Here is a 14,525-nt window from a genome sequence, read left to right as displayed (position 1 = left end):
AGGCTTGGGAAAGAGTTTGGCATTCGATGCCGATGACTGGCTTGAACGATCGTGAGGATTCCAATGCAGCTCGATGACATAGACCGCCGCATTCTTCGCGAACTCCAGCAGGACGGCCGGATGCAGAATATCGAACTGGCGCGACGCGTCGGTCTGTCGCCCTCGCCCTGCCTGCGCCGGGTCAAATTGCTGGAGGATGCCGGCGTGATCAGCCGCTATGTCGCGGTTGTCGACCAGGCGAAGGTGGGCTTGCAGCTTTCCATGTTCGCCCGCGTTTCGCTGACTGCGCAGGACGCCGAGACGATCGACCATTTCATCACAGCGATGAGGCGGCTGCCGGAGGTGGTGGAGTGTTACATCATGCTCGGTGAGAGCGACGCGCTGCTGCGCGTCGTCGTCGCGGATCTCGCCGACTATCGCCGCTTCCAGGCGGCGAATCTTACCCGCAAGAACGGCATTCAGACCGTCAAGACGGACGTGCCGAGCGAGACGATCAAGCAGACCTTTGCCCTGCCGCTGTGAGCATTTGCAGCCGCGTGGGCACCACGCGGCTGCGCGGCAATACGGCGAGGGAAAGCCTAAAGCGCGTCGCGATCTTTCAGATTCGCTCCTTGCGCTTTAGCTCCTTGATTTTTCGCATATCGTTATTGCAAAACCGCTACGCACTTTTGCGCGACGTGTTTTAGCGCTTGCCCCACAGCACCTTGAAGCGCGCATTGCGGCAGACTTCGCCGCTCTCCTTGAAGGCTTCCTTGAGCACCGGCTCGTAGGGCAGGCCGCGATTGGCGACCATCAGCAGGCGACCACCGACCTTGAGCGCCTTCGCTGCCGCACGGATCATCGCGCCGCCCAGGCCGTGATCGGTCGCCTGGCCTTCATGGAAGGGCGGGTTCATGACGATGAGGTCGTAGTGATCGCGCGGCGTTTCAGCCGTCAGGTCGAACCAGTAGTAACGTGCCGGAATGTTCGGGCAGTTCTCCGCCATGTTTTCCTTGGCGGCTTCCAGTGCATCGTAATGCGCTTCGAACAGATCGACGCCCTTCACCTGCGGCGCGCGGGAACCGAGCATCACCGAGAGGTAGCCCCAGCCGGCGCCGAAATCGGCGGCATGACCGTGGAAATCTTCCGGAATGCGGGTCGCGAGCAGTTCGGAGCCGTCGTCGATCCGGTCATGCGAGAACATGCCGGGAGCAGCGGTGAAGCGGCCAACAATGCGCACCGGCTTTGCGGCCAGCTTGGCAATCGCCTCGGCCGGGTCTTCCGGACGGGCGAACCAGATAGCGAGGCCGTGATATTTCGGCATATAGTCGCCAGTGAGGCCCAGCTGGTCTAGGCGCTTGCGCATGGACTGGACGCCGTCTTCCTTGCCGCCGGCAACGACGATGATGCCGCCCGTGCGCACGCGGCGCAGTGCCTCGGCAATGCGGTTCTCGTTCTCGCCCTTGTGCTTGTTGATGAGAATGAGCGCGCCGTCATAATCCTCGCCCTCGACGACCGGCTTGACCGGCGCGCGCACGGCTTCCAGCCCGCGATACAGCGAGCGCAACGGCTGCACGGCATCGAGCGTCGCGGCAAAACCCTCCGGCGGGCGCTGGCCAGCCTCGGCGCCGAGGAAAAGATAACGTTCGCCCTCGCCCGGCATGCCGAGCGTGCCGGAGGCGAAGGGATGGAACAGGGTTTTCAGGGCGTCGCGGGTCATGGTGGGCTTTCGGCGGGCGAGAGAACAAAGAGATCAAAGAAAAGGGCGCGGAACGTGCCGCTCCGCGCCCCCTCGATGCGTAAGGGTAGGGTTACTCGGCGGCTTCGCCGTCGCCCTTCTTGTCGGCAGCGACTTCCTTGCCGGTCGCCTGGTCGACGACCTTCATGGAGAGGCGAACCTTGCCGCGCTCGTCGAAGCCCATCAGCTTGACCCAGACCTTGTCGCCTTCCTTGACGACGTCGGAGGTCTTGGCAACGCGCTCCTGAGCGAGCTGCGAGATGTGCACGAGGCCGTCGCGCGGGCCGAAGAAGTTGACGAATGCGCCGAAGTCGGCGGTCTTGACGACCGTGCCTTCGTAGACCATGCCGACTTCCGGTTCAGCGACGATCGAGTGGATCCACTTGCGGGCCGCTTCGATTTCCTTGCCGGACGAGGACGCGATCTTGATCGTGCCGTCGTCTTCGATGTTGATCTTGGCGCCGGTCTTCTCGACGATTTCGCGGATGACCTTGCCGCCCGTGCCGATGACTTCACGGATCTTGTCGACCGGGATGTTCATGACTTCGATGCGGGGAGCGAATTCGCCGAGCTGCGAGCGGCCTTCGGTGATGGCATTGGCCATCTCGCCGAGGATGTGCTTGCGGCCGCCCTGTGCCTGGCTGAGCGCGACCTTCATGATCTCTTCGGTGATACCGGCGATCTTGATGTCCATCTGCAGCGAGGTGATGCCGTCAGCGGTGCCGGCAACCTTGAAGTCCATGTCGCCGAGGTGGTCTTCGTCGCCGAGGATGTCGGAGAGAACCGCAAAGCGCTCGCCTTCGAGGATGAGGCCCATGGCGATACCGGCAACCGGCTTTGCCAGCGGAACGCCGGCGTCCATCAGGGCAAGCGAGGTGCCGCAGACCGTGGCCATCGAGGACGAGCCGTTCGACTCGGTGATCTCGGAAACGACGCGCAGCGTGTAGGGGAACTGTTCCGCCGTCGGCAGCATCGGGCGGATAGCGCGCCAGGCGAGCTTGCCGTGGCCGATTTCGCGGCGGCCCGGGGACCCCATGCGGCCCGTTTCACCGACCGAGTAGGGCGGGAAGTTGTAATGCAGCAGGAAGCGTTCCTTGTACATGCCAGTCAGGCTGTCGACATACTGCTCATCTTCGCCGGTGCCGAGCGTGGCAACGACGATCGCCTGCGTTTCACCGCGGGTGAACAGGGCCGAACCGTGGGTACGCGGCAGGATACCGACTTCCGACACGATCGCACGAACGGTGTCCAGATCGCGGCCGTCGATGCGGCTCTTGGTGTCGAGGATGTTCCAGCGAACGATCTTGGCCTGCAGGTGCTTGAACACCGCGCCGATGACTTCGTTCGTGTACTTCGGCTCAACGCCTTCCGGGAAGAAGTGTGCCTTGACCTTGGCCTTGACGGCGTCGACGGCAGCGTAGCGATCAGCCTTCTGGATGATCTTGTAGGCAGCGCGCAGTTCGGTTTCGGCAAGGCCGAGCATTTCGGCTTCCAGCGCGGAATGATCTTCCGGGGTGAAGTCGCGCGGTTCCTTGGCAGCGACTTCGGCAAGCTTGATGATCGCGTCGATGACCGGCTGGAAACCCTTGTGGCCGAACATGACGGCGCCGAGCATGACGTCTTCGTTCAGTTCCTTGGCTTCGGATTCAACCATCAGGACGGCGTCCTGCGTGCCGGCAACGACGAGGTCGAGAACGGACTCGTTCATCTCGTCGAGATGCGGGTTCAGGACATATTCGCCATTGATGTAGCCGACGCGAGCGCCGCCGACCGGGCCCATGAAGGGAATGCCGGAGATCGTGAGCGCTGCCGAAGCGGCGACCATCGACAGGACGTCGGGATCGTTTTCGAGGTCATGCTGGATGACGGTGACGACAACCTGCGTGTCGTTCTTGTAGCCTTCCGGGAAGAGCGGGCGGATCGGACGGTCGATCAGGCGGGAAACCAGCGTTTCCTTTTCCGACGGACGGCCTTCGCGCTTGAAGTAGCCACCCGGGATCTTGCCGGCGGCGTAGGTCTTTTCCTGGTAGTTGACGGTCAGCGGGAAGAAATCCTGGCCCGGCTTTGGCGCCTTGGCGGAAACGACGGTGGCGAGAACGACGGTTTCGCCGTAGGTCGCGAGAACGGCGCCGTCAGCCTGGCGGGCGATCTTGCCGGTTTCCAGCTTGAGCGGGCGGCCCGCCCATTCGATTTCAACCGTATGGGTATCGAACATGTGTTGTCCTTCTTGGCGGATACGCGCACCGCCGCCATAGGGCGCAGGTGGTCTATCCGCTTTCATGACACATCATGGGCAAGACAACGGGAGGCTTCCGAAGGTCGGCTCGCGATCTCTGCGGGCGAAGGCTTTGTGAGCCCGGCCGACGACAGGCGCGCGCCTGAAGCATCCTGCAATCCTGCCCCATGACAGGTCATCGGTTGGTTCCGCAGGACCGGCGCATCCGGCCTGCTGGAGAATCCCGTTTCACGAGGCGGTCGCAACCGGCACAGGCAAAACGGTCTGGCGGAATTCTCTTCCGCAAAAGAAAGCGGCGGGCGCTCACGAAGAACGCCCGCCGGAATTGTTTAGCGGCGAATGCCCAGGGCAGCAATCAGCTTGCTGTAACGGGATTCGTTCTTCTTCTTGAGGTAGTCAAGAAGCGAGCGGCGGGTGGAAACCATCGTCAGAAGGCCACGACGGGAGTGGTTGTCCTTCTTGTGGTCCTTGAAGTGACCGGTCAGGTTGTTGATGCGCTCGGTCAGGATAGCAACCTGGATTTCCGGGGAACCGGTGTCGCCTTCGACGGTTGCGTATTCTTTCATCAGCGCAGCCTTGCGCTCAGCAGTAATCGACATCGTGTGTCCTTTCAGGAATGGAGAACGAGGACGCCAAAAGCCGGGATGTCGTCCAGCGATGGCCGTGAAGGCAAGAAGGCATAAGCCCCCATTGCTGGCGGTGCCTATAAACCATTCCCTTATGAAAGGGAAGAGCCCTGATTGCAGGCCTCTCCTGCGGGCCTAGCGCTGCTCCGCCGGCTGGCTCGGAGCCGCCTCGCGCGCATCGCCGGCCTGCTTGCAGACAACATAGGCGCCGAAGATCCAGCCAAGCCGCTCTCCCTGGCGCGTAACGAAGAGCCAGTGTTTCGTGCCGATCCGCATTTCGTTGACAACCTCGACCGCCGTGCCGTTGGCAAGCGTCGTCAGGATCGACCCGTTCGGCGCTGAACGCACGTTGAGCGCCGTACCGGTCGGATCGTCCACGAGGCACTGGGTGTTTCCGGCGGCGGAAGCCGCAGGGGAGGCCAAGGCGACGGAAAGGCAGGCTGACGCGGCAAACGCAGGCAGAAATGACCTCATGAAATACACCCGTTACCATGCCCGGAAAGGATCAAGCCTGTCATTCGGCAGCGCCCTGCTGATGCACGTCCTCATCGCGCAGCCGGGCGAGCGGGATCGTCACCCGCCACTCGATGCCGTCATCATGCACGATGAACTCCAACTTCGCATCGAGTGCCATGCCGAGCATGCGCTCCAGCACCACGCTGCCGAAACCCTTGCGGCTGGCGGCGATGACCTCCCTGTCGATCGTCGCACGGCTTTCACGCCAGACGAGGTTCAGGTTTTCACCGGATGCCACCCAGCTTAACGACACGACGCCAGTCTCGTTGGCGAGCGCGCCGTATTTCGTGGCATTGGTGGAAAGCTCGTGCAGCGCCATGCCGAGTGTCTGCGAGGCCTGCGGGTCGAGCAGCACGGCCGGCCCGGCGATCTGCACGCGCGTCGCATCATCGGGCGTGAAGGGCTTCAGCTGGTTCTTGGCAAGCTCCGCAAGGTTTACGCCCTGCGTCGCATTGGCGATCATCAGATCCGTCGAGCGGGCAAGGCCGGCGACGCGCTTGCGGAATGCCTCGGCAAAGTCGCCCGCATTTTCCGCACCCGCCGCCGACTGGTTCAGCATCGCCTGGATGACGGTGAGCTGGTTCTTCGAACGGTGCGCCACCTCGCGCATCAGGAAGCGGACTTCGTTTTCCGATTTGACGCGCGCATCCGCAGCCTCCGACAGAGCCCGCGACACGGTTTCGAGTTCGGAGATGGCATAGGGACGCGTCGCGATCCGCTCACCATGGCCGAGCCGGCGGGCGTCGGACGCGAGCAGCCGGACGTCCCGCGACAGGACGCGGGCGATACCGACGGCGCTGGCGGCGGCGAGAAGGGCAAAAACCACCCCGCCGATCGCCAGCCACAGGAAGGAGGAGACGGCAGGTGCCTGCACGTCCGACGATTTCGCCCAGGCGATCATGCGCCAGCCGGCGAGGGAGGAAAATTCGGTCACGACCTGATAGTCGACACCCCCCTGCCGCATCGGGCTGACCCCGAGGCGCAGCGACGGCACGACACGCAGGAAGAAAGCTTCACCCGCTTTCTGATTTTCGTCCGTCGAGACGATGACCGTTCCCTGGCTATCGAGCACGGCGGCATTCCAGCCGGGGGAAAGAATATCCGGGTTGACCGCCCGCCGCAGCGCCTCGGCATTCTTCGTCAGCGTCAGGAGAACGCGCCTGCCATTTGCCAGCTGCATCGGCTGATAGACGTTGAACACCCATTGCTGCGCGGTCTTGCCGAAGAAGATGTCGGAGACCATGCGTTCGCCCCGCGCCAGCGCGAGACCGGCAGACACTGGTTCGGAGGCCCTGTTGAGCGGCGTGCCGTAGGGCACGCGTGTGTTGAGAAGCTGGCGCATCGTCTGGTCGATGATGAGGAAATAGGTATCCGTGCCTTCCAGTGCCTTGCTCGCCTGCGTATGCAGCACGGCGTAATCGCCCTTCAGAAGACCGTCCGACGTCGACAGGAAATTCAGCGTCGTGAACATTCCGGAGATTTCACGCTCGACCGCGCGGTTAACGGCGCCCGTCGAGGTGCGCAGCAGCGATTCGAAAATGCGTTCCTGCGCCTCGTTGGTGCGCTTCAGCACGACGATCGAGAAGAGGAATGCCGGGATTACAATAACGAGAATGAGGCAGACGAGGTAGAAGACCACCGGATGATGCATGCGCCGGCGGCTCAGAACGGGGCCGGTGCCCTCGCCCGCATCCTCGGCGGACACCGTTCTGTCAGTCGACGCAATCCTCAACAGCCGGCCCTTTCAACCTTCGCCCGAAGGCGGCCGCAACGGCAAAGCACCGCCCGGCCCGCGTTCAAGCGAACCTCACAGGCCCATAAAGCCTGTAGCTTGTGGTGAAATCAAGTCGGCAGCGATTGGTTCCGCCCCGTCAAATTTAGCCGGCAAAGACCCGCTTCGGACGGAACTCGCCACCGCCGATCTCGCCGATCGCCACCAGTTTTCCGTGTGCCGTCGCATAGGCTTCGTCCGCCTCGACCGGCGCATCGCGGCCGCGCAGGATGATGGGATTGCCCAGACGCAGGCGATGCGCCTGGTCGTCGTTGATGACGATCTGCGGCAAGCTGGAAAGCGCTTCGCCGGTGTCGATCAGGAATGAATCGAGGGCTGCCAGCCGCTCGGCCTCGTCCTCGATCTTTTCCAGCGCGACCAGGTCAGCCAGCGGCACCATATCGTCTTCGCCGAAAGGCGCGACGAAGGTGCGGCGCAGCCCGGAAATGTGACCATAGCAGCCGAGCTGACGACCGAAATCACGGGCGAGTGCGCGCACATAGGTGCCCTTGCCGCATTCGACTTCAAATTCCGCCGTGTTCTCATCCGGGCAGCCGATCAGCTCCAGGCGATGGATTTCCACCTCGCGCGACGGGATCTCGACAACTTCCCCTTCGCGGGCGAGATCGTAGGCTCGTGCGCCATCGATCTTTATTGCGGAGAACTGCGGCGGGATCTGCTGGATGACGCCGGTATATTCGCCGAGGATCGCCTTAATCGCATCGGCTGTCGGACGCGTGTCGGAGCTCTGGGTGGCCTCGCCTTCAAGGTCATCCGTCGTGCGTTCTTCGCCCCAGGTGACCGTGAAGACATAGATCTTTCGGCCGTCCATGACATAGGGCACGGTCTTGGTCGCGTCGCCGAGCGCGATCGGCAGCATGCCGGAGGCGAGCGGATCGAGCGTACCGGCATGACCGGCCTTCTGGGCCTTGAGCAGCCATTTGATCTTGGCGACGGCTTCCGTCGAGCCGAAATCGAACGGCTTGTCGAGGATCAGCCAGCCGGAAATCGGCCGGCCCTTGGGTTTGCGTGGCTTGGACATCTTGTTCCTGAATTGTCAGTGCAGGTGTGCTCGCAGTCGCCCGCTCACCCGCCCTATCTATTTGTTGCACGCAAAACTATTGCGCACTTTGCTGGAATTACTTGTCGTCTTCGCCGTCATCGGCGGCGAGATCACGCGCGACTTCCGGCGAGCGCAGGAGTTCGTCGATCTTCTTGTAGTTGTCGAAGCTCGTATCGTCGAGAAAGCGCACGTCCGGCATATACTTCATCTGGCGGAGATGCGGTCCAAGACGGCCGCGAATGAACTTCGCATTGCGGTTCAGCGCCTCGATCACCACGTCATGATCCTTGACGCCGAGCGGCGTTACATAGGCCGTTGCGTGCTTCAGGTCAGGCGACATACGGACTTCCGAGATGGAAATCACGGTCTTCTCGATCAGCGAATCGCGAATCTCGCCGCGCTGAAGGACCTGGGTGATCGCCGCGCGCACCTGCTCGGCTATGCGCAGCATGCGTTGCGACGGCGCTGAGGTTGTTGCTCTTGGCATGGTCGTCACCTTCAAAAAAATACGAGCGCCGAAACGGTCCGGCGCTCGCACGATATTGGGATCGCCGGACGCTTACAGCGTACGGGTGATGTGCTCCACGCGGAAGCACTCGATCGTGTCGCCAGCGCGAATGTCTTCGTAGTTTTCGAAAGCCATGCCGCATTCCTGGCCCATCGGCACTTCGGCGACTTCATCCTTGAAGCGCTTGAGCGTCTTGAGCTTGCCTTCGTGAATGACGACGTTGTCGCGCACGAGACGCACACCGGCACCACGTTCGACCTTGCCTTCGATGACGCGGCAACCTGCGACCTTGCCGACCTTCGTGATGTTGAACACCTCGAGGATTTCGGCATTGCCGAGGAAGGTTTCGCGGCGTTCCGGCGAGAGCAGGCCCGACATCGCTGCCTTCACGTCATCCACCAGATCGTAGATGATGTTGTAGTAGCGGATTTCGATGCCGGCCCGTTCGGCCGCCTGGCGTGCCTGAACGTTGGCACGAACGTTGAAGCCGATGATGGCCGCGTTCGAGGCTTCGGCGAGCGAGATATCGGACTCCGTGATACCACCGGCACCGGAATGAACGATGCGGGCGCGAACTTCATCCGTGCCCAGCTTGTCGAGAGCACCGATGATAGCTTCGATCGAACCCTGCACGTCGCCCTTGATGAGCAGCGGGAATTCTTTCATGCCGGTGTTCTGCAGCTGGTTCATCATCTGCTCGAGAGAGCCGCGCTGACCCGTCTGACGGGCAACGGCCTTGTCGCGCGCGAGACGCTGACGGTATTCCGAGATTTCGCGTGCACGGCTTTCGTTTTCGACCACCGCGAAACGATCACCGGCAGATGGCGTACCCGAAAGACCGAGGATCTCGACCGGCATGGCCGGACCGGCTTCCTTGACGTGATCGCCCTTGTCGTTGACGAGCGCGCGGACACGGCCCCACTGGTCGCCGGCAACAATGATCTGGCCCGGGCGCAGCGTGCCCTTCTGAACGAGAACGGTTGCAACGGAACCGCGACCACGATCGAGCTGGGCTTCGATGACGGTGCCTTCGGCTGTGCGGGCGACGTCGGCCTTGAGGTCGAGAATTTCGGCCTGAAGGAGAACGGCTTCCAGCAGCTTGTCGAGGTTCAGGCCGGTCTTGGCCGAAACTTCGACGTCGAGCACTTCACCGCCCATGGTTTCCACGAACACTTCGTGCTGCAGCAGCTGGTTGCGCACCTTCTGCGGATCAGCTTCGTGCTTATCGACCTTGTTGATCGCCACGATGATCGGCACGCCGGCCGCCTTGGCGTGGTTGATCGATTCGATCGTCTGCGGCATCACGCTGTCGTCGGCTGCGACCACCAGGATCGCGATATCCGTCGCCTGCGCACCACGGGCACGCATGGCCGTGAAGGCGGCGTGGCCGGGGGTGTCGATGAAGGTGATCTTCTGGCCGTTATGCTCGACCTGATAGGCGCCGATATGCTGGGTGATGCCACCGGCTTCGCCCGAAACAACGCTGGTCTTGCGGATGGCGTCGAGCAGCGAGGTCTTGCCGTGGTCGACGTGACCCATGATCGTGACGACCGGCGGACGCGACACCATCTCGCCTTCGTCGTCGGCAATGTTGAAGATGCCTTCTTCAACATCGGACTCCGAAACGCGACGGACGGTATGGCCGAATTCGACGGCAATCAGTTCGGCCAGATCGGCGTCGATGACGTCGCCCGGCTTCATCATCTGGCCTTCCTTCATCAGGAACTTGATGACATCGACGGCGCGTTCGGACATGCGCTGCGACAGTTCCTGAATGGTGATGGTTTCCGGCAGGATGACCTCGCGCATGACCTTTTCACGGGTCTCCTGCATCTGGCTGCGCTTGAACTTCTCCTGGCGGCGACGCATGGCCGCGAGCGAACGGCCGCGCTGCGTGGCGTCCTCGTCGGTCGAGGCCGTCGTCAGGGTCAGCTTGCCCTGGCGGCGACCGTCATCGGTCTTCGGACGGGCGGGAACCTTTGCAGGCTCCGGACGCACGACCTTGCCACGGTTGACAGGAGCACCACCACGCGGACGGGCGGTCTCTTCTGCTTCCGTTTCGCGGCGACCGCGACCGGCAATGGGTGCCGGCGTTGCAGCCGGCGGCGTGCGCGCGGGTTGCGGACGGGCCTCGCCAGCGGCCGGCCTTGCGGCAACCGGCTGCACGACAACCTCTTCCACAACGGGAGCGGGAGCGGCGGCCTCGGTGGCGCGGCGCTCGGCCTCTTCCTTTTCGCGGATAAGACGGGCTTCTTCCTCGACCTTACGGCGGGCTTCTTCTTCTACCTTGCGGCGTGCCTCGTCTTCGGCGCGCTGCTTGGCTTCGGCGGCGTCGCGGACCTGCGCTTCTGCAAGCGCGCGGCGACGGGCCTCGACCTCATCCGGGGAAAGCTGGTTCAGCACGACGCCGACCCGCGGGCGGCTCTGCTCGACACGCTGCGGCTGCGGCGCAGGCCGCGACGACTGCTGCGCGGGACGCGTCTGCTGCTGCACGGGGCGTGCCTGCTGCGGCTCGGGTGCACGTTGCACGGGCGCGACAGGCGTCGGCGCCGGGCGTTCGTCTCCCGGGCGGCTGAAATGGCGCTTTGTGCGGGTCTCGACCACGACGGCCTTGGTGCGACCACGACCCATGTCCTGGCGCACGGTTCCCTGCTGAACCCCCGAGGGCTTCAGGCTAAGGGTCTTCTTGCCAGCCACACTGATCGTCTTGTCGTCTTCGTTGTCGGTCATTCCGTTCCGTTCCTAAGATCAGAGCCGGATGCGTATCACCAGGCCCTGTCGTTCAATTGTGTTCATCCAATGCGATTTCGGCCGGCGTAACGCCGGTGACCGCGTCATTGGTTTGGCTGGCCAGCGCCGCCATGTGCTCCAACCGGGTCGCCGCCCCGGTATTTTTCGAGCATGATTGCGCGCTTCACTACACCCTCACCCGCCTGCCCTGCAAGCGCTGCGGCATGGATAAAAGCATTACTTCCCAAAAGCCCCTCCAATTCACCCTCCGACAGCAGCCTGAAGGAGGGTATTTCCGTCTCATCATCGCGCAGGAAGCTTGCCGCCTTGCGCGCCTGGTCTATCTTCCTGACCCCGTCTGCGGCCGCGTCCGTCGCATGGAAGACCGCGAGCGCCGCCAATGCGCGCACCGCCTGGTCGACCTTGGACGAACCCGTGATGAACTGGCCCGCCTTGCGCGCCATGTTCATCATGCCGCCGAGCTGGGCGGCGATCAACCGGTCCACCTCGGCACCGAGCTCCGGCCCCGCCTTGGCTTCCGCCTTCAGCGCACGCCCGAAAAGCTTCTTGGCGACTGCCTTGTCGACGATCGCCCGTTCCGCCTTCACCCAGCAACCACGCCCGGGAAGCTGACGCTTGAGGTCCGGCACGATAACGCCGTCCGGGCCTGCAACGAAGCGGATCAGATCATCCGCCTCGCCCTTTTCGCGCGTCACGATGCACATGCGATCGTTCACGCCGTCGTCCTTCTTACTCATATAGGTTCCCGCCATTCCGGACGCAAAACCGCGAGCCGTATTTTTTCTGGAAGCCGCGGGACGCCGGTCAGGCGTCCTGCTCGCCGCCTTCGACGACCGGCTCTTCCGTGGCGAGATCCGCTTCCGTGATCCAGCCGGCCGCAAGGCGCGCCTGAACGATCATGGCTTCGGCTTCGGCACGTGAGACCTCGAACTTCGCGAACAGGCCCTCGAACTTCTTCGTCTCGCCATCCTTGCGCTCCGACCAGCCGACGAGATCGTCAGCCGCGCAGCCTGCAAAGTCTTCCATCGTCTTGATGCCGTCTTCGCCGAGCGCGACAAGCATGGGGCTCGTCAGGCCGTCGATCTGGCGCAGTTCGTCGGAAACACCAAGCTCCTTGCGCTTGGCATCCATCGCCGCTTCGAGACGGTCGAGATGTTCGCGCGCACGGGTCTGGAGTTCCTGGGCCGTGTCTTCGTCGAAGCCTTCGATGCCGGCGATTTCGCCAAGATCGACATAGGCCAGTTCTTCCACGGCGGCGAAGCCTTCCGAGGCCAGAACCTGGCCGACCATTTCGTCGACGTCGAGGGAATCCATGAACAGCGCGGTGCGCTCGTTGAATTCCTTCTGGCGGCGCTCGGACTCTTCGGCTTCCGTCAGGATGTCGATATCCCAGCCGGTCAGCTGCGAGGCAAGGCGGACGTTCTGGCCGCGGCGGCCGATGGCGAGCGAAAGCTGCTCGTCGGGAACGACCACTTCGATGCGCTCGGCATCTTCATCCAGAACGACCTTGGAGACTTCGGCCGGCTGAAGGGCGTTGACGATGAACGACGCCGGATCCTGCGACCACGGAATGATGTCGATCTTCTCGCCCTGCAATTCGCCGACGACGGCCTGGACGCGCGAACCACGCATACCGACGCAGGCGCCGACCGGATCGATCGACGAGTCGTTAGAGATGACGGCGATCTTGGCGCGCGAACCCGGATCACGGGCAACCGACTTGATCTGGATGACGCCGTCGTAGATTTCCGGCACTTCCATGGTGAACAGCTTCACCATGAACTGGGGATGGGTACGCGACAGGAAAATCTGCGGGCCGCGCTGCTCGCGGCGCACGTCGTAGACGAAGGCGCGAACACGGTCACCGTAGCGCATGTTTTCGCGCGGGATCATCTCGTCGCGGCGGATGATGCCTTCGCCACGGCCGAGATCGACGATGACGTTGCCGTATTCGACACGCTTGACCGTGCCGTTGACGATCTCGCCGATGCGATCCTTGTATTCGTCGAACTGGCGGTCACGCTCGGCTTCGCGCACCTTCTGCACGATGACCTGCTTGGCCGACTGGGCGGCGATACGGCCGAAATCCATCGGCGGCAGCGGGTCGGCGATGAAGTCGCCGAGCTTGGCGTCCGGGTTGCGGTCGCGGGCAAGCTCCAGCGGGATCTGGGTGGAATAGTCTTCGGCGTGTTCGACGACTTCCAGCAGGCGCTGGAGGCGGATTTCGCCGGTCTTGGAATTGATGTCGGCGCGGATGTTCGATTCCGTGCCGTAACGCGAGCGGGCTGCCTTCTGGATGGCGTCGGCCATCGCGGCAAGCACGATCTCGCGGTCGATGACCTTTTCACGGGCCACGGCATCCGCGATCTGCAGAAGCTCAAGCCGGTTCGCACTGACTGCCATTGTCTCAGGTCTCCATGGTCTGGCCGGGGCAATTGCCGCCGGCGCTGGGGAGCGGATTGCTCGCTCCGGTTCCGTCCTCTCCGCTCCGTCCGCGATCAGGGCAATCGCCCCCGGGACGGAACGCACGCAAAACTTATTCTTCTTCGTCGCCGTCTTCGTCGTTCTGGTTGGCGGCCTGCGCGGCCTTCGCCTTCTTGTCGGCGGCCAGCGCGTCGCGGATCAGCTCGTCGGTCAGGATCAGCCTGCCTTCGGCCAGCGCCGTGAAGGGGATGACGACCGTCGGCTCTTCGCCGGCTGCGGGCTGATCGCGCTCCAGCGTGAAGCCGTTTTCGTCCGCCGCGACGATCTTCCCGCGGAAGCGTTTGCGGCTGTCGACGAGGATCGACGTCTCGCATTTCAGCAAATGGCCAAGCCAGCGTGAAAAGTCCGACTTGCGGACCATCGGCCGGTCGATGCCGGGCGACGAGACTTCGAGATGATACGCCTTGTCGATCGGATCCTCAACGTCGAGCACCGGCGAGACGGCCATCGAGACCTTCTCGCAATCCTCGACGGTCATCGTGCCGTCCGGACGCTCGCACATGATCTGCAGCGTCGCGCCGTTCTGCGCCGAAAGACGCACGCGCACCAGCTGGTAGCCGATCTGCTCGATGGCCGGCTCGATGATGTCGGCAACGCGCCGGTCGAGGCCGGTCTCGACGATCAGCCGCGGCTCGACGGCGGTAGTTTCTGTCTGGGTCGTGTCGGACATGACATGCCCTCCCGGGATGGTCGTTATCATGCGCTTGATCGGGGCAATAAAAAAGAGCGGGTCCTCGCGGGCCCACTCTTCATCTGACGATCAAGAATTTGAGGTTGATATAGACGCACTCCGCCGGAATTGCAAGGTCGGCCACCACGTCTGCCTGTGGGCGATGTTTTACGTCCACTTTCT

General features: G+C 62.9%; 12 protein-coding genes. 1 reads left to right on the top strand and 11 read right to left on the bottom strand.

The genetic code is table 11. From position 1 onward, the window contains the following. Positions 1–63: 63 nt before the first annotated feature. Positions 64–522, top strand: coding sequence for an Lrp/AsnC family transcriptional regulator (locus AC1RT2_RS23255; protein WP_493105750.1), 459 nt, complete (start codon positions 64–66; stop codon positions 520–522). 160 nt (positions 523–682) lie between these two features. Here the strand turns inward: AC1RT2_RS23255 and AC1RT2_RS23250 are convergent, their stop codons facing one another. The 11 genes from AC1RT2_RS23250 to rimP form a co-directional block, all read right to left on the bottom strand. Next, a complete protein-coding gene (locus AC1RT2_RS23250) occupies positions 683–1,699 on the bottom strand; it encodes a class I SAM-dependent methyltransferase (RefSeq protein WP_493105748.1) in 1,017 nt (338 codons plus the stop codon). A gap of 91 nt (positions 1,700–1,790) precedes the next feature. Then, positions 1,791–3,932: a polyribonucleotide nucleotidyltransferase gene (gene pnp, locus AC1RT2_RS23245; RefSeq protein WP_493105746.1), complete on the bottom strand. Its 2,142-nt coding sequence runs from the start codon at positions 3,930–3,932 to the stop codon at positions 1,791–1,793. A gap of 350 nt (positions 3,933–4,282) precedes the next feature. Next, a complete protein-coding gene (rpsO, locus tag AC1RT2_RS23240; RefSeq protein WP_069060022.1) occupies positions 4,283–4,552 on the bottom strand; it encodes a 30S ribosomal protein S15 in 270 nt (89 codons plus the stop codon). Positions 4,553–4,714: 162 nt separating this feature from the next. Continuing rightward, on the bottom strand, positions 4,715–5,053 hold the full coding sequence (locus tag AC1RT2_RS23235; RefSeq protein WP_493105744.1) for an SH3 domain-containing protein: 339 nt from the start codon (positions 5,051–5,053) through the stop codon (positions 4,715–4,717). 40 nt (positions 5,054–5,093) lie between these two features. Then, positions 5,094–6,746, bottom strand: a complete 1,653-nt coding sequence (locus AC1RT2_RS23230; RefSeq protein WP_493105890.1) for a sensor histidine kinase — start codon at positions 6,744–6,746, stop codon at positions 5,094–5,096. A 226-nt stretch (positions 6,747–6,972) separates the two neighbouring features. Next, positions 6,973–7,908 carry a tRNA pseudouridine(55) synthase TruB gene (gene truB, locus AC1RT2_RS23225; RefSeq protein WP_493105742.1) on the bottom strand — a complete coding sequence of 312 codons (936 nt, stop codon included), beginning with the start codon at positions 7,906–7,908 and terminating at the stop codon, positions 6,973–6,975. 97 nt (positions 7,909–8,005) lie between these two features. Continuing rightward, complete coding sequence (gene rbfA, locus AC1RT2_RS23220; RefSeq protein WP_493105740.1) at positions 8,006–8,416, bottom strand: 30S ribosome-binding factor RbfA; 411 nt, start codon at positions 8,414–8,416, stop codon at positions 8,006–8,008. A 72-nt stretch (positions 8,417–8,488) separates the two neighbouring features. After that, the gene (gene infB, locus AC1RT2_RS23215; RefSeq protein WP_493105738.1) at positions 8,489–11,167 is read right to left on the bottom strand and encodes a translation initiation factor IF-2; all 2,679 of its coding nucleotides are present in this window, start codon (positions 11,165–11,167) and stop codon (positions 8,489–8,491) included. Positions 11,168–11,271: 104 nt separating this feature from the next. Next, a complete protein-coding gene (locus tag AC1RT2_RS23210; RefSeq protein ID WP_493105736.1) occupies positions 11,272–11,925 on the bottom strand; it encodes an RNA-binding protein in 654 nt (217 codons plus the stop codon). Between the two features lie 67 nt (positions 11,926–11,992). Beyond that, positions 11,993–13,591 carry a transcription termination factor NusA gene (gene nusA, locus AC1RT2_RS23205; protein ID WP_069060028.1) on the bottom strand — a complete coding sequence of 533 codons (1,599 nt, stop codon included), beginning with the start codon at positions 13,589–13,591 and terminating at the stop codon, positions 11,993–11,995. Positions 13,592–13,724: 133 nt separating this feature from the next. Continuing rightward, positions 13,725–14,342, bottom strand: coding sequence for a ribosome maturation factor RimP (rimP, locus tag AC1RT2_RS23200; protein ID WP_493105734.1), 618 nt, complete (start codon positions 14,340–14,342; stop codon positions 13,725–13,727). Between the last annotated feature and the right edge of the window lie 183 nt (positions 14,343–14,525).

It is taken from the genome of Shinella sp. GW821-FHT11G07, from assembly GCF_058808115.1.
Note: the sequence above shows the minus strand (reverse complement) of the source record. Positions and strands in the feature narration are given on the sequence as shown.